The sequence below is a fragment of the Streptomyces noursei genome, assembly GCF_016917755.1.
Classification (GTDB): domain Bacteria; phylum Actinomycetota; class Actinomycetes; order Streptomycetales; family Streptomycetaceae; genus Streptomyces; species Streptomyces yunnanensis.
The window spans coordinates 9,277,095-9,292,900 of the sequence record NZ_CP070326.1 but is presented as its reverse complement, the minus strand read 5'-3'; the positions used below and the strand labels follow the sequence as shown (position 1 = coordinate 9,292,900).

Annotated in this window: 12 protein-coding genes; 7 read left to right on the top strand and 5 right to left on the bottom strand. The window is 71.8% G+C overall.

What is annotated here, in order from left to right; genetic code table 11:
• The first annotated feature begins 56 nt into the window (after positions 1 to 56).
• The 3 genes from JNO44_RS40425 (at position 57) to JNO44_RS40415 (ending at position 4,730) form a co-directional block, all read left to right on the top strand.
• Positions 57 to 1,199: an acyl-CoA dehydrogenase family protein gene (locus tag JNO44_RS40425; protein WP_205368929.1), complete on the top strand. Its 1,143-nt coding sequence runs from the start codon at positions 57 to 59 to the stop codon at positions 1,197 to 1,199.
• An 87-nt stretch (positions 1,200 to 1,286) separates the two neighbouring features.
• Positions 1,287 to 2,501 carry an acetyl-CoA C-acetyltransferase gene (locus JNO44_RS40420; protein WP_205368928.1) on the top strand — a complete coding sequence of 405 codons (1,215 nt, stop codon included), beginning with the start codon at positions 1,287 to 1,289 and terminating at the stop codon, positions 2,499 to 2,501.
• A gap of 33 nt (positions 2,502 to 2,534) precedes the next feature.
• On the top strand, positions 2,535 to 4,730 hold the full coding sequence (locus JNO44_RS40415) for a 3-hydroxyacyl-CoA dehydrogenase NAD-binding domain-containing protein (protein WP_205368927.1): 2,196 nt from the start codon (positions 2,535 to 2,537) through the stop codon (positions 4,728 to 4,730).
• A gap of 36 nt (positions 4,731 to 4,766) precedes the next feature.
• Here JNO44_RS40415 and JNO44_RS40410 read toward each other — a convergent pair whose 3' ends face one another.
• Positions 4,767 to 5,549, bottom strand: a complete 783-nt coding sequence (locus JNO44_RS40410) for a MerR family transcriptional regulator (protein ID WP_205368926.1) — start codon at positions 5,547 to 5,549, stop codon at positions 4,767 to 4,769.
• Positions 5,550 to 5,683: 134 nt separating this feature from the next.
• On the opposite strand from JNO44_RS40410, the gene JNO44_RS40405 reads away from it, so the two are divergent.
• From JNO44_RS40405 to JNO44_RS40395, 3 genes are all read left to right on the top strand, one after another.
• Entirely contained in the window at positions 5,684 to 7,528 is a 1,845-nt protein-coding gene (locus tag JNO44_RS40405) for an AMP-dependent synthetase/ligase (protein ID WP_205368925.1), read from the top strand.
• 126 nt (positions 7,529 to 7,654) lie between these two features.
• On the top strand, positions 7,655 to 9,097 hold the full coding sequence (locus JNO44_RS40400; RefSeq protein WP_205368924.1) for an amino acid permease: 1,443 nt from the start codon (positions 7,655 to 7,657) through the stop codon (positions 9,095 to 9,097).
• 116 nt (positions 9,098 to 9,213) lie between these two features.
• The gene (locus JNO44_RS40395) at positions 9,214 to 9,708 is read left to right on the top strand and encodes a macro domain-containing protein (RefSeq protein ID WP_205368923.1); all 495 of its coding nucleotides are present in this window, start codon (positions 9,214 to 9,216) and stop codon (positions 9,706 to 9,708) included.
• 106 nt (positions 9,709 to 9,814) lie between these two features.
• On the opposite strand, the gene sph is transcribed toward JNO44_RS40395, so the two are convergent.
• The gene (gene sph / locus JNO44_RS40390) at positions 9,815 to 10,831 is read right to left on the bottom strand and encodes a sphingomyelin phosphodiesterase (RefSeq protein WP_205368922.1); all 1,017 of its coding nucleotides are present in this window, start codon (positions 10,829 to 10,831) and stop codon (positions 9,815 to 9,817) included.
• 561 nt (positions 10,832 to 11,392) lie between these two features.
• Between sph and JNO44_RS40385 the strand changes: the two genes are divergently transcribed.
• Entirely contained in the window at positions 11,393 to 12,031 is a 639-nt protein-coding gene (locus JNO44_RS40385) for a TetR/AcrR family transcriptional regulator (RefSeq protein ID WP_205368921.1), read from the top strand.
• A 78-nt stretch (positions 12,032 to 12,109) separates the two neighbouring features.
• Here JNO44_RS40385 and JNO44_RS40380 read toward each other — a convergent pair whose 3' ends face one another.
• Genes JNO44_RS40380 through JNO44_RS40370 form a run of 3 tightly spaced genes read right to left on the bottom strand, consistent with a single transcriptional unit; the run spans position 12,110 to position 15,792 of the window.
• Positions 12,110 to 13,582: an aldehyde dehydrogenase family protein gene (locus JNO44_RS40380; RefSeq protein ID WP_205368920.1), complete on the bottom strand. Its 1,473-nt coding sequence runs from the start codon at positions 13,580 to 13,582 to the stop codon at positions 12,110 to 12,112.
• The gene (locus tag JNO44_RS40375; protein ID WP_205368919.1) at positions 13,579 to 14,460 is read right to left on the bottom strand and encodes an oxygenase MpaB family protein; all 882 of its coding nucleotides are present in this window, start codon (positions 14,458 to 14,460) and stop codon (positions 13,579 to 13,581) included. Before JNO44_RS40375 ends, JNO44_RS40380 begins: the two co-directional genes overlap by 4 nt.
• Before the next feature lie 39 nt (positions 14,461 to 14,499).
• Positions 14,500 to 15,792: a DUF6114 domain-containing protein gene (locus tag JNO44_RS40370; RefSeq protein ID WP_205368918.1), complete on the bottom strand. Its 1,293-nt coding sequence runs from the start codon at positions 15,790 to 15,792 to the stop codon at positions 14,500 to 14,502.
• Between the last annotated feature and the right edge of the window lie 14 nt (positions 15,793 to 15,806).

Genomic DNA, 15,806 nt, shown 5'->3' with positions numbered 1-15,806 from the left:
CCCCCGCCCGAGCAGCCCCGCCGACCACCCAGGACCATCCCCGAAGGGACAGCAGAGTGAAGCGCCAGATCTTCACCGAGGACCACGACGCCTTCCGCGAGACGGTGCGCACCTTCCTCGCCAAGGAGGTGACGCCGCACTACGACAAGTGGGAGAAGGACGGCATCGTCAGCCGGGACGCCTGGCGGGCGGCCGGCCGGCAGGGACTGCTGGGCCTGGCCGTGCCCGAGGAACACGGTGGCGGGGGCACCACCGACTTCCGCTACAGCGCCGTCCTGGCCGAGGAGTTCACCCGCGCCGGCACCCCGGGCTTCGCCATCGGACTGCACAACGACATCATCGGTCCCTACCTGACCTCGCTCGCCACCGAGGAGCAGAAGCGCCGCTGGCTGCCCGGCTTCTGCACCGGCGAGACCATCACCGCCATCGCGATGACCGAGCCCGGCGCCGGCTCCGACCTCCAGGGCATCCGCACCGCCGCCGAGGACCGCGGCGACCACTGGGTCCTCAACGGCTCCAAGACCTTCATCTCCAACGGCATCCTCGCCGACCTCGTGATCGTCGTCGCCAAGACCACCCCCGAGGGCGGCGCGCACGGCCTGAGCCTGCTGGTCGTCGAGCGCGGGATGGCCGGCTTCGAGCGGGGCCGAAACCTCGACAAGATCGGCCAGAAGTCGCAGGACACCGCCGAACTGTTCTTCAACGACGTGCGGGTGCCCAAGGAGAACCTCCTCGGTGAGCTCAACGGTGCCTTCGTGCACCTGATGACCAATCTCGCCCAGGAGCGGATGGCGATAGCGATCGCCGGGATCGCCGCCGCCGAGCACCTGCTGGAGATCACCACCGGCTACGTCAAGGAGCGCGAGGCGTTCGGCCGGCCGCTCGCCAAGCTCCAGCACATCCGGTTCGAGATAGCCGAGATGGCCACCGAGTGCGCGGTCACCCGAACCTTCCTCGACCGCTGCATCGCCGACCACTCCGACGGCACCCTCGACGCCGTGCACGCCTCCATGGCCAAGTGGTGGGCCACCGAGCTGCAGAAGCGGGTTGCCGACCGCTGCCTCCAACTCCACGGCGGATACGGCTACATGGCCGAATTCCCCGTCGCCCGGGCCTTCATCGACGGCCGCATCCAGACCATCTACGGAGGGACGACCGAGATCATGAAGGAGATCATCGGCCGCTCCCTGCTCGGCTGACCCTCCCCGACTGTGCCGTCCCGAAGCATGACATCAGCGGCTGACCCCGCGGGCCCCCGACCCTGGGCCGCGAAGAAAGGCTTTTCAGTGAGCACCGAAGCGTATGTGTACGACGCGGTCCGCACCCCCCGCGGCCGCGGCAAGGCCAATGGCGCGCTGCACGGCACCAAGCCGATCGACCTGGTCGTCGGCCTGATCCACGAGGTGCGGCGGCGCTTCCCCGACCTGGACCCGGCCGCGATCGACGACATCGTGCTGGGCGTCGTCGGACCGGTCGGCGACCAGGGCTCCGACATCGCCCGGATCGCCGCGATCGCCGCCGGCCTGCCCGACACCGTCGCCGGCGTACAGGAGAACCGCTTCTGCGCCTCCGGACTCGAAGCCGTCAACATGGCGGCGGCCAAGGTCCGTTCGGGCTGGGAGGACCTGGTCCTGGCCGGCGGCGTCGAGTCGATGTCGCGGGTCCCGATGGCCTCCGACGGCGGTGCCTGGTTCGCCGACCCGATGACCAACTTCGATACCGGCTTCGTCCCGCAGGGCATCAGCGCCGACCTCATCGCCACCATCGAGGGCTATCGCCGTCGCGATGTCGACGAGTACGCCGCGCTCTCCCAGGAGCGGGCCGCCGCGGCCTGGAAGGACGGTCGCTTCGAGCGCTCCGTCGTCCCCGTCCGGGACCGCAACGGCCTGGTCGTCCTCGATCACGACGAACACCTGCGCCCCGGCACCACCGCCGACTCGCTGGCCGGCCTGAAGCCGTCCTTCGCCACCATCGGCGAGGCCGGCGGCTTCGACGCAGTCGCCCTCCAGAAGTACCACTGGGTCGAGAAGATCGACCACGTCCACCACGCCGGCAACTCCTCCGGCATCGTGGACGGCGCCGCACTGGTCGCCATCGGCTCCAAGGAGGTCGGCGAGCGCTACGGCCTGACCCCGCGGGCCCGCATCGTCTCCGCCGCGGTCTCCGGCTCCGAGCCGACGATCATGCTCACCGGCCCCGCGCCCGCCAGCCGCAAGGCCCTGGCCAAGGCCGGTCTGACCGTCGACGACATCGACCTGGTCGAGATCAACGAGGCGTTCGCCGCGGTCGTCCTGCGCTTCGTCAAGGACATGGGCCTCAGCCTGGACAAGGTCAACGTCAACGGCGGCGCCATCGCCCTGGGCCACCCCCTCGGCGCCACCGGCGCGATGATCCTCGGCACCCTCGTCGACGAGCTGGAGCGGCAGGACAAGCGCTACGGCCTCGCCACCCTCTGCGTCGGCGGCGGCATGGGCGTCGCCACCGTCGTCGAGCGTCTCTGACCCCCTCGTCCCGCCCACCACGGAGTACCAACCATGAGTGAATCCACCACCATTCGCTGGGAGCAGGACGAGACCGGCGTCGTCACCCTGGTCCTGGACGACCCCGACCAGTCCGCCAACACCATGAACAACGCCTTCAAGACCTCCCTCACCGCGGTCGCCGACCGCCTGGAGGCCGAGAAGGACGGGGTCCGCGGCATCATCTTCACCTCCGCCAAGAAGACCTTCTTCGCCGGCGGCGACCTGCGCGACCTGATCGCCGTCACCCCCGCCCAGGCGCAGCAGGCGTTCGAGGCGGGCAACGGCATCAAGCGCGACCTGCGGCGGATCGAGACGCTCGGCAAGCCTGTCGTCGCCGCCATCAACGGCGCCGCGCTGGGCGGTGGTTACGAGATCGCCCTGGCCTGCCACCACCGTGTCGCCCTGGACGCCCCCGGCACCAAGATCGGCCTGCCCGAGGTCACCCTCGGCCTGCTGCCCGCCGGCGGCGGCGTCACCCGCACGGTCCGGCTGCTGGGCATCACCGACGCGCTGCTGAAGGTGCTCCTCCAGGGCACCCAGTACAACGCCACCCGCGCCAAGGACAACGGGCTGATCCACGAGGTCGCCGCGACCCCCGAGGAACTGCTCGTCAAGGCGCGGGAGTTCATCGACGCCCACCCCGAGTCCCAGCAGCCGTGGGACGTCAAGGGCTACAAGATCCCCGGTGGCACCCCGGCCCACCCGAAGTTCGCCGCCAACCTCCCGGCGTTCCCCGCCAACCTCAAGAAGCAGCTCAACGGCGCGCCCTACCCGGCGCCGCGCAACATCCTCGCCGCGGCCGTCGAGGGCTCCCAGGTCGACTTCGAGACCGCGCAGACCATCGAGGCGCGCTACTTCGTCGAGCTGGTCACCGGCCAGGTCTCCAAGAACATGATCCAGGCGTTCTTCTTCGACCTCCAGGCCGTCAACTCCGGTGCCAACCGCCCCAAGGGCGTCGAGCCGCGCACGGTCCGGAAGGTCGGCGTCCTCGGCGCCGGCATGATGGGCGCGGGCATCGCCTACGCCTGTGCCAGGGCGGGCATCGAGGTCGTCCTCAAGGACATCACCCCGGAGGCGGCCGAGCGGGGCAAGGAGTACTCCGAGGGGCTGCTCGCCAAAGCGCTGGCCAAGGGGCGGACCACCGAGGCGCAGCGCGACGAGCTGCTGGCCCGGATCACCCCCACCGCCGAGCCCGCCGACCTCGCCGGCTGCGACGCGGTGATCGAGGCGGTCTTCGAGGACGTAGCCCTCAAGCACAAGGTGTTCAAGGAGATCCAGCACATCGTCGGGCCCGACGCGCTGCTGTGCTCCAACACCTCCACCCTGCCCATCACGCTACTGGCCGAAGGCGTCGAGCGGGACGCCGACTTCATCGGCCTGCACTTCTTCTCGCCGGTCGACAAGATGCCGCTGGTGGAGATCATCAAGGGCGAGCGGACCGGTGACGAGGCGCTGGCCCGCGCCTTCGACCTGGTGCGCCAGATCAAGAAGACCCCGATCGTCGTCAACGACTCGCGCGGCTTCTTCACCTCCCGTGTCATCGGCCACTTCATCAACGAGGGCGTGGCGATGATCGGCGAGGGCCTCGACCCGGCCTCGGTCGAACAGGCCGCGGCCCAGGCCGGCTACCCGGCCAAGGTGCTGTCCCTGATGGACGAGCTCACCCTCACCCTCCCGCGCAAGATCCGCAACGAGGCCAGGCGCGCCGTGGAGGAGGCCGGCGGCACCTGGCAGCCGCACCCGGCCGACGCCGTCATCGACCGCATGGTGGACGAGTTCGGGCGCCCCGGTCGCAGCGGCGGCGCGGGCTTCTACGCGTACGGCGACGACGGCAAGCGGGTCGGCCTGTGGCCGGGGCTGCGCGAGCACTTCCAGCGGGAGGGCGCCGTCATCCCGTTCCGGGACATGCAGGAGCGGATGCTGTTCTCCGAGGCGCTGGACACCGTCCGCTGCCTGGAGGAGGGGGTGCTGACGTCCGTCGCCGACGCCAACATCGGCTCCATCTTCGGCATCGGCTTCCCCGGTTGGACCGGCGGTGTGCTCCAGTACATCAACGGCTACCAGGGTGGGCCAGGGCAGGAGGAGCTCGTCGGTCTGCCCGGGTTCGTGGCCCGTGCCCGGGAGCTCCAGGCGGCCTACGGCGACCGGTTCGCGCCCTCCGCGCTGCTGGTCGAAAAGGCCGAGCGGGGCGAGAAGTTCAGCGACTGAGCGTGTGCGGGGGCGGGCCGTCGCGGCCCGCCCCCGTCACCCCGCGTCCGCGCCGCCGCGTTCGTCCCGGCCGCCGCGTTCCGCCCGGCCCTCGGGGGTGCCCTTGCCGAGCCACTCCCGCAGCTCTTCCTTCATCGATCGTTGGAAGGCGGTGACCAGTGCCTGCACCACCATCGGCTGCATATGGGCCGACAGCGACTTCATCCGCGCCATCTCCTCCGCGTCCGGCCCGCCGTCCCGGTACGGCTCCCATACCTCGTCCTTGAACAGCCGGCCGAGCTCCCGGGCCGCCGAGCGGGTGTGCTCGATGACGACGGTGCGCGCCGCCAGGATCGTCTCCAGCGCGATCGGTACGTCGAGCAGCCGCGTCCCCAGGTGCAGCAGCCCCGGATCGACCCGGAAGACCTCCGGATCCTCGGTGCGCACCAGGACGTTCATCGCGGCCAGTCGGTCGAGGTCCTCCTCGGTGAGCTGCCGGCCGACCCGTCGCTCCAGCTGGTCCCGGGTGGCGTCCTCCGCCTGGTCCGGGATCCAGCTCGCCACCAGGGCGCGGTGGATGGCCAGGTCCTGGGCGCTGAGATCGGGCGGCAGCTGCGCCAGGTAGCGTTCGATGGCGGACAGGGTCAGGCCCTGGTGCTGGAGTTCCTCGATGAGCGCGAGCCGCGAGAGGTGGTCCGGGCCGTAGCGGCCGACCCGCCGCGGGCCGATCTCGGGCGGCGGCAGCAGGCCGCGGGTGCTGTAGAAGCGGATCGTGCGGACCGTGACGCCGGCGCGGGCGGCGAGCTCGTCGACGGTCAGGCCGGGGGCGGACTCCATCATGTTCAACAGTATTGCTGTCTCACCAGACCTGTGAAACCTTCTTCACCGCTCAGCGCGCAGCCGGGCCCCCTTCGGGTAGGGCCTGGGTCCTCCGTACGGTCCGCAGTTCAGGCCCACACCCTCGGGAGGCCGCCATGACCACGCTCCTGCGTATGCCCGGCGAGCCGGGCGAACTCACGCTGCCCGCCCTGTTGTTGCGCAACGCCGAGGACCACGGCGCACGGCCGGCCCTGTCCTGGCGCGGCCCGGACGGCGGTTGGCGGACGCTCAGTTGGGCGGCGGCCCGCCGCCGGATCGGTGAACTGGCAGCCGGGTTCCGGGCACTCGGCGTCCGCCGCGGGGAGATCGTCCTGCTCATGATGGGCAACCGCCCCGAGCACTGGCTCGGCGACCTCGCCCTGGTGCATCTGGGCGCGGTGCCCGTCACGGTCTACGGCACCGCCGCACCGGGCCAGATCGCGCATATCGCCCGGCACAGCCGGGCCCGCCTGGCCGTGGTGGAGGGCCCCCGGGAGCGGGCGCGCTGGGAGCCGCTGCTCGACGATGCGGCGGCGCGGCTGGAGCGGCTGGTGGTCGTCGAACCGGCGGACGGTCCGCCGGCCCCCGGTCGCGGGGCGGCGGACCGGTACGAGAGCTTCGCCGCGGTGGCGGCCCGTGGCGCCGAGGCGTACGACCCCGGGGAGTTCGAGGCCGCCTGGCGGCAGGGCGACGCCGGCGACACCCTCACCGTGGTCTATACCTCCGGCACGACCGGTGACCCCAAGGGGGTGGTGGTCAGCCACCGCCATGTGCTGCTGAACGCGGTGGCGCTGGACGGCGTCGTCGAGCTGCCGGACCACGCCGCGCACCTGTGCTACCTGCCCTTCGCGCACATCGCCGAGCGGATGCTGGGCCTCTACCTGCCGGTCTTCCGGGCCTCGCACGTCTACCTGTGCGCGGATCCGGCGGCCGTCGCGCCGACCGCCCGTGAGCTGCGGCCGGCGCAGTTCTTCGGGGTGCCGCGGGTGTGGGAGAAGCTGGCGGCGGCCGTCCGGGCCGCGCTGGCGGAGCTTCCCGCCGAGCGCCGGCAGGCCGTGGCGGCGGCGGCCGAGACCGCCCGCGCCCACGTCGCCCACCGGGAGCGCGGGCAGCAGCCGCCCGCCGCGCTGGCGGCGGCGTACGCCACCGCGAAGGCGCAGGTGCTGGACCCGCTGCTGGCGGCGGCCGGCTTCGACCGGCTGGTGTGGACGGCGAGCGCCTCCGCGCCGATGCCGCCGGAGGTGGTGCGGTTCTGGGCCGGATTCGGCATCGTGATCATGGACGCGTGGGGGCTGACCGAGACGGTGGGGGTGGCCACGACCAACGGTCCCGGCGGCTTCCGGCTGGGCTCGGTGGGTCGGCCGCTGGCCGGGCTGGAGGTGCGTACGGCCGCGGACGGCGAGATCGAGGTGCGCGGCCGGACGGTGTGTGCCGGGTACCTCCGGGCCGACGGGACGGTGGAGCCGGCCACCGGCGCGGACGGCTGGTTCCGCACCGGCGACATCGGACGGATCGACGCGGACGGCTTCCTCTGGCTGACCGACCGCAAGAAGGAAATGATCGTGACGTCGACCGGCAAGAACGTCTCGCCGGCGCTGGTCGAGAACGCCCTCAAGGAGCATCCACTCGTCGGGCAGGCCCTGGTGCACGGCGACGGCCGGTCGTACCTGGTGGCGCTGCTGGTGCTGGATCCGGAGCTGGCTCCGGCCTGGGCGGCCCGGCACGGCATCGCGGGGAGCCTTGCGGAACTGGCCCGGCATCCGGCCGTCCGTGCCGAGGTCGAACGGGGTGTGGCGGCGGCCAACAGTCGGCTGAATCGCACGGAACAGATCAAGCGGTTTTCCTTGCTGGGCGAGGAATGGGCTCCGGAATCTGGCGAACTAACGCCGTCGCTGAAACTCCGGCGCGGTGTTATTCGCCACAAATACGGACGAATCCTGGAGCGAATGTACGCCATGTGATCTCGCACACAGACGGGGCGGCGCAACTCGTGGAAGGTGTGCGACTGGCCGTTCGCGCAATCCGCGGTACCGGCCATGGCAAAGCGCTCCGAAAGTGAGATACCAGTAGTGAGCACAGAAACCGTCGTGGATGAAGCCCAGCGGCCATCGGACGGGGGGAGCGGGGTCCGGCAGGATGCGGGGGACGCCGGATACAGCAAGGGCCTCAAGGGCCGGCACATCAACATGATCGCCATCGGCGGCGCGATCGGCACCGGCCTCTTCCTGGGCGCGGGTGGTCGACTGCACTCCGCCGGTCCCGCTCTGGCCGTCGCCTACGCGGTCTGTGGTCTGTTCGCCTTCTTCGTCGTCCGAGCGCTCGGCGAACTCGTCGTACACCGCCCGTCGTCCGGCTCGTTCGTCTCCTACGCGCGGGAGTTCCTGGGGGAGAAGGGCGCCTACGTCGCCGGCTGGATGTACGTCGTCAACTGGTCCACGACCGGTATCGCCGACATCACCGCGATCGCCCTGTACACCCACTACTGGAGCATGTTCACCAGCATCCCGCAGTGGGTGATGGCGATGATCGCGCTGGCGGTGGTGCTCTCGATCAACCTGATCTCGGTGAAGATCTTCGGTGAGATGGAGTTCTGGTTCGCGATCATCAAGGTCGCGGCGCTGGTCGTCTTCATGTTCATCGGGATCTTCCTGCTGGCCACTCACCACCCCGTCGACGGGCACACTCCGGGCCTGAACCTGATCACCGACCACGGCGGTATCTTCCCGACCGGTCTGCTCCCCGTGGTGATCGTGCTCCAGGGCGTCGTGTTCGCCTACTCCGCCGTCGAACTGGTCGGCGTCACCGCAGGTGAGACCAGCGAGCCGCACAAGGTCGTGCCCAAGGCCGTGAACTCGATCATGTGGCGGGTCGGCATCTTCTACGTCGGCTCGGTGATCCTGCTGGCCATGCTGCTGCCGTGGAACATGTTCAGCGCCAACGAGAGCCCCTTCGTCACCGTGCTGTCCCACGTCGGCATCCCGCACGCCGGTGACGTGATGAACCTCGTCGTGCTCACCGCGGCGATGTCCAGCCTGAACTCCGGGCTGTACTCCACCGGCCGCATCCTGCGCTCGATGTCCATGGCGGGCTCCGCGCCGAAGTTCGCCGGGCGGATGAACCGCAACCAGGTGCCGTACGGCGGCATCATGCTCACCTCCGCGGTGTGTGTGCTCGGTGTCGGGCTCAACTACTGGCTGCCGGGCAAGGCGTTCGAGATCGTGATCAACATTGCGGCGCTGGGCATCATCAGCACCTGGTGCACGATCATGGTCTGTCACATGGTGTTCGTCCGCCGCGCCAAGGAGGGCCTGGTCGAGCGCCCGCGCTTCCGCCTGCCGGGCACGCCGGTCACCGACATCGCCACCATCGTCTTCCTGCTCGGCGTCATCGTGCTGATGTGGTTCGACGACGGCGTCGGCCGGCAGACCGTGCTGCTGATCCCGGTGCTCGCCGCGGCGCTGGTCGGCGGCTGGTTCGCGGTCCGCGGACGGGTCCGCCGGATCGCCGAGGAGCGCGAACTCGCCGAGTAGTCCAGGCGAGGACGCACGCCCGCACAGTGGAGGGCGGCCGCGGAGGACCGGAGGGTCGCCGCGGCCGCCCTCGTGCGTCCGGGCCCGTTGTCAGTGGTCGCCCTTACCGTGGGGTCATGGCTGAGAAAACGGGGATCGACGCCGCCGTCACCTACCTCAAGGGTGATGCCACCGCGCCTCAGGGCAAGGGCGTCAAAATGATCGTGCACGTCTGCAACGACCTCGGGGGCTGGGGCAAGGGCTTCGTGCTCGCCCTCTCCCGCCGCTGGCCGGAGCCTGAGCGGGCCTACCGCCGCTGGCACCGCGAGCGGGCGCGCAACGACTTCGGGCTGGGCGCCGTCCAGTTCGTGTCGGTCGATGAGCATCTGTGGGTGGCCAATGTCGTCGGGCAACGGGGGACGAGGACCGGCAGCAAGGGTGTGCCGGTGCGGTACGAGGCGATAGCGGCCGGGCTCGGCCGGGTCGCGGACAAGGCGCTGGAGCTGGGTGCCTCGGTCCATATGCCGCGGATCGGCTGCGGGTTGGCGGGCGGGAAGTGGTCCCGGGTGGAGCCGCTGATAACCCAGCGGCTGATCGGCCGCGGGGTTGCCGTGACGGTTTACGACCACTGACGGTCCCGGGAGGGCGGGCCGGCCGGCGGATCGGCTGCCGAGGCCGATCCGCCGCCCCACCGGGTCGGTCGCCTACCGGGCCGGGTCGGCCACCTGCCGGGGCGGGTCAGCCGCCGACGACCGGATAGTGGTCGGAGAGGTTGGTGTAGGTGTAGTCCTTGCCCCAGCTGGAGACGGTCCAGGGCGCCGACTGCTCCTTGATCACGGTGTTCCGCCAACCGGTCGGCCGGGCATGGCCGTTGCGGAACAGCACATAGTCCAGGTCCTCGCGGGGGTCGTTCGGGTAGCGGTACGCGGCGATCGAGTTCTCCTGGGTGTCGAAGGAGTACGGGTGGCCCGTGCGGCTGTCCGCGGGGGCCAGATCGGCGTTGGTCAGCAGCGCGTCGTACTCCGAGCCGTGGGAGTCGATGTTCATGTCGCCGGCGACCATGATCTCCTCTTCCGCCGGGATGTTCTTGGCATCGAGGAAGGCGTCCATCTCCTTGAGCTGCTCGGCGCGGTCGGCCGCCGCCTCCCCCGCCTTGCAGCCCGAGTCGGTGGACTGGGTGTGGGTGCCGACCACATGCACCTTGGTGCCGTTGACGTCCAACACCGCATAGACGAAGCCCTTGTTGGAGAAGGAGTCCGAACCGCAGGCGTCCTTGTAGATGTACTGCTCCTTGCGCAGTACCGGCCACTTGCTCAGCAGCGTCACCCCGCCGTCCTCGGGCGTGACGGCGGAGTAGGCGCCACCGGTGGCGTCCCAGCCGCTCCGGCTGCGGCCGACCACCGGCGTCTGGTGCGGGTACTCCGCGGCGGCCTGCGACTTCAGTGCGTCGGAGGAGGAGTTGTCGAAGGCTTCCTGGAGCACGACGACGTCGTTGCCGTGGAAGAAGTCCGCGGAGGCGATGGCCTGTGCGCGGTGGACCTGGCCCCAGTTGGGATAGAGGTTCTTGCTCATCAGGAAGGTGTTGTAGGTCAGCACCTTGAGCCGGGGCGCGCTCGCGGCCGACGGGGATCCGGCGGGGCCGGCCGCGGCCGACGGGGTCACGGCCGACGCGGTGGGGGACACGACGGCCAGCGTGGCGGCGAGGGCCACGGCGATCGCGGCGACCCGGGACGTGCGCAGCGCGGAGTGCGGCACTGAAACTCCCGATAGAGGGGGGGACTTGGGGTGGGGGACTCGAAGCGAGCCACATGCAGTGGGGTACGTGGAGTGGAGTATGTGCAGGGGGGTGATGAACCGGCGACGCACATCAAACCAGCTGGAGTTACTTCTAGGTAACCTCTCGGTGGGCGGAAGATTGACAGACCGAGGCTCTTGCCGGTGATCGCGCGCCGGATGTCGTTGGTCCCGCCGTGGACGGTCGACGCCACGGCCGTCCGGAGGCGCCGTTCCCGTGTCGCGATGGACGGTGCCCGGCCCGGGGGAGGCCGTGGGCGCACTTCGCCGGGGAGGCGGGCGTCGGTCGTCCCGCCGCCCCCGCCCCCCCCGTACTCCGCCGGGCGGCGAACGGCGGAGGGGAGGGCGCCGGGCGGGTCATGGGATGCCGCCTGGACAGGCCGTCGTTACAAAGTGATTCGGTTAGTGTCTTTGTCGCCGACAGCTGCGCCGGACGGTCACGGTCACGGTCACGGTCACGGACACGGACACGGTGACGGTTCCGGTGACGGTGGTGGGCCTCGGGTGTGAGAAGGGGGACCGATGGGGGACGAACGGAAGGTGCCGGCCCGGGCGTTGGAGCGGGCCCCGGGGGACGGCGGCGCGCTGACGGAGAAGATCCTGGACGCGGCGCGGGAGCAGTTCATGACCTTCGGGCTGCGGCGGTCCACGGTCGATGACGTCGCCAAACGGGCCGGGGTCTCCCGGGTCACGGTGTACCGGCGGGTGGGCAACAAGGACGAGCTGGTGCAGCGGGTGCTGCTGAGGGAGTACCGCCAGTTCGTCGCCGAGGTGGACGCGGCGGTGGCCGGACTGCCCACGATGGAGGCGCGGATGGTGGAGGGGTTCGCCGCCGTCCTGCGGCTGATCCGGGGGCATCCGCTGATCGGCGGCCTGATGCGGTTGGAGCCGGAGACGATGCTGCCGTATCTGACGGTGGAGAGCGGGCCCTCCTTCCTCGCGATGCGGGGGTATCTGGCGGGGCACTTGCGGCGGGCGCGACGGGTGACGGGGGAGGAAGGGGACGAGCAGGAGAGCGGGGATCCGGTGGCGGTGGCCGAACTGATGGTGCGGATCACCGTGTCCTTCCTGCTCAATCCGGTGAGTTGCTTCGAGCTGGACGACGACGAGAAGGCGCGGGAGTTCGCGCGGCGCTATCTCACGCCCCTGCTGAATCGGTGAAGGACGGGTGACGGGTAAGGGGCGGGCGGTGCGCGGGAGGTGCTGAGGCCGGGCTGGCCGATGGGCCCGGTCCCCGACCTAGCGCCGGCTGTGCAGCCACCGGCCCGCCTCGATCGCGCGTGTCGCCCGGCGCCCCGGGGTCGTGAACGACGTCAGGTCCACCGGGGGACGGAAGCGGCGGACGGTGAGCGCTTGAGGGGCGGTGAAGGCGCGCAGGCCCTCGGCGCCGTGGATGCGGCCGTGGCCGGAGGCGCCACCGCCGCCGAAGGGGAGGGCCGGGACGGCGGCGAAGCCGAGGACGGAATTGACCGACACCGCACCGGAGTCGAGGCGCTGCGCGAGGGCCAGGCCGGTGCGGCGGTCGCCGGTGAAGACCGCCGCGCCCAGCGCGTAGTCGGAGGCGTTGGCGCGGGCCACCGCCTCGTCGAGGTCGCGGACGGCGTTGACCGCGACGACCGGTCCGAAGGTCTCCTCGCGCATGGCGGGGGAGTCCTCGGGGACGTCGGCCAGGACGACCGGGTCGGCGTAGGGCGGGCGGAGCGACTCCGGGCCGCCGAGCAGGGCGCGGGCGCCGGCGGCCAGGGCGTCCTTGAGATGGCGTTCGACGGTGGTGAGTTGGGCGGGGAGGGTGATCGGGCCGTAGGCGGCGTCGGGGCCGGAGCCGGGCCGCAGGGCGCGGGCGCGGTGCACGATCCGTTCGCAGAGCGCGGCGTGGATGGGGGCGACGGCGTAGACCCGTTCCACGCCGGCGCAGGTCTGGCCGGCGTTGGCCATGGCACCCCAGACGATGGCGTCGGCCGCGGCGTCCAGGTCCGCGCTGCTGTCGACGAGGACGGCGTCCTTGCCGCCGCACTCGGCGAGCAGCGGGGTCAGCCGCTCGGCGCAGACCGCGGCGACCTTGCGGGCGGTGGCCGGGGAACCGGTGAAGGCGACCTTGTCGACACCGGCGCGGGCCAGGGCCTCGCCGGTGGCGCCGTGGCCGATGACGGTCTGGAGCAGGTGGGGCCGGTCGGGGACCGCCTCGGCGAGCGTTTCGGCGAGCAACACGCCGACACCCGGGGTGAGTTCGGAGGGTTTGAAGACCACCGCGTTGCCCGCGGCGAGGGCGTAGCCGAGGGAGCCCATGGGGGTGTAGAGGGGGTAGTTCCAGGGGCCGATGACGCCTATCACCCCCAGCGGGCGGTGGGCGAGCAGCGCGCGCTGGTGGACGGCGAGCGGGCCGGAGGGGACGCGGCGGCGGCCCAGGACGCGGCGGGCGTTGCGGGCGGCCCAGTCCAGGTGGACAAGGGTGAGCAGCACCTCGGCGCGGGCGTCGTGCGGCGGCTTGCCGGTCTCGGCGGAGACCAACTCGGCCAGTTCGGGCAGCCGGCGGGCCAACGACCGCTTCCAGGTGAGCAGGCGGGCGCGGCGGCCCGCCCACCCGCAGGCCGCCCAGGCGCGGGCCGCCTCCCGGGCCCGGCCGACGGCGGCCCGGACCTCCTCGGGGCCGTGCACGGGATGCTCGCCGACCGGTTCGCCGGTGAGCGGGGAACGGGAGATCAGTACGGTCATCGGGTGTCCTCGCGGGGCAGCGGGCGGAGCGGACGGTGCTGGGCCCAGGCGGGCCCGAGGTCGTCGAGGGTGTAGCCGAAGGGGTAGGAGCGGGGTCGGGACAGTCCGGGCCGGGAGTCGGGCCGGGCGGGCAGCAGCCGGACCACGGTGGCCCGGGTGCGGAGCGCGCGGTGGGCCATGGTCCGTAACCAGGGCGGCTGCACGGGGAACCCGAGGGCGCGCAGCAGGGGTTCGTCCAGCAGGGCCAGGGAGAAGCGGGCGACGGCGGGGCGGAGGGCGGCCGGGTACCAGGAGGCCATGACCCGGAAGGTGGCGTTGGCGACCCGGTGGTTGGCCGGGTGGTAGGCGAACATCGCGGCCTCGTAGTCGTCGAGGAGCTTCTCGTAGCCGGCCATGGTGCGGGGCGCGTCGGGGATGCCCATCAGCTCGGCGAGCTTGTGGCCGACCAGGGCGAGCGCGGCCTTCTCGTTGGCGCACAGGGGGCGCCAGCCGTAGCGGTCGATCCAGCGCCCGGGGCCGACGACGGTGGTGGCGAGGACATAGCGGAAGTCGTCGTCGGGGATGCGGTACGTGCCGTGGATGCGGTTGAGGTGCCGGGCGGCGGCGCGCCCCCGGGCGGAGTCGAAGCCGTCGGCGGCCATCTCGTAGCCCAGGAGCACCGTGTCGTCGTAGCGCTTCTGTCCGTTGTGCTCGAACTCCTGGGTGCGGTCGAGGAGTTGGGAGATGCGCGGGACGCCGTAGTCGCGCAGGAAGGCGACCGAGACGCCCTGGGTGTAGTCCCACGGGAATTCGTACTGGGTGAGCCAGCGGAAGATCTGCTCGAAGTCCCGCTCGGGGTCCATTCGGCGGATCTCCCGCAGCCGGGTGTAGCGGCCCATGTGAGTGCCTCCTGAAGGGGACAGGTGCGCGGTGCTCTCCTAGTGACTGCCCAGGAGCCGGTAGCGGACCTCGGCCGCGTCGACGAGGACCTGGCCCGCGGTGACCGGTCGCAGGGTGAGCGAGGGCAGTCGGACGGCGAGGGGGAGGTTGGCGGGGACGGCGTCCGCGCCGAGGCAGAGTCGCGGGGTGCTGACGTTCAGCCACGGGATCTCCAGGGCGCCCTGGAGGTAGGTGGCGTAGACGTCGACGTCGCGGATGTCGAGCTGGACGTGGAGGAGGTGGTCGGTGCCGTCGGGGCCGGTGACCCGCAGGCGGTAGTCGTCGGCGAGGATCCGGGCGGCGTGCACCCAGAGGACCTTGATCCGGCCGCCGCCCGCGGTGGGCAGGTACGTCGCGCCGTGCACGAGGGCGTCGGTGGCGGCCAGGCGGGTGGCGCCGACGGTGGGGTAGTAGGGGCTGACGGGGTAGGTGGCGCGGCCCGGGCCGGGCTGTTCGCCGACGACGACGGGCGGGGCCAGGGCGGTCGTGTCGTCGGGGGCGCCGATCTCGCCGGGGCGGGCGGTCCGAGTCGGGGGCGCCGGACGGTCGCCGCCGGACGGGGGCGGGCCGGTGGGCGGGGGGTCGGTGGCGCCGCCGGTGTCGAGGCCGGTCAGGCAGGGCAGCGGGATCCGGCCCGGGGCGTCGCGCGGGTCGCCGTCGGCCGCGCGGGCCGGTGCGGGGGTGAGCAGTCCGGCGGCGAGGGCGAGCGGGAGCATCAGCGTGAGGGCGCAGGCACCGGGCCGCGGGGGCCGGGCGCCGCGGCCCTCAGGCGCTTTTGGGCGCGCGGTCACCGCCTCGGTGCCCGTCGCGGACGCCGTTCCGTCCGCCCCTTCCGTACCGTGGCCGGTCCCCGCCGGCTCCGGCGCCGCCGGGTGCGGCAGCCACCCGAAGGCCATCGACGAGCCCAGCAGCCCCAGTCCGCAGCCGACCCCGAAGCCGCCCAGGTTGGTCGTGGCGAGCGAGACCAGGGAGGCGATGGCGGTCACCACGGAGACGAACATCCGCTGGGCGGGCGCGAAGACGAAGAACAGGCCGCCGGCGATCAGCACCAGGCCGACGCCGACCGCGGACATCGCGCCGATGCCGACCTTCAGCATCAGCGGCAGCGGCGCCAGCGGCAGGGCGATCAGCTCCAGACCGCCGGCCACCGCCCACAGCCCGGCCCAGAACGGCCGGCGGCGGCGCCAGGACCGCAGCGGCCGGCGCACTCCGGGCAGGGGCAGGACCCGGTCGAGCCAACTGCCGGTCTCCTTGGCGAGTTCGGCGAGAAAGCCGAGGACGAAGGTGAGCACGGGGCCTCCAAGCG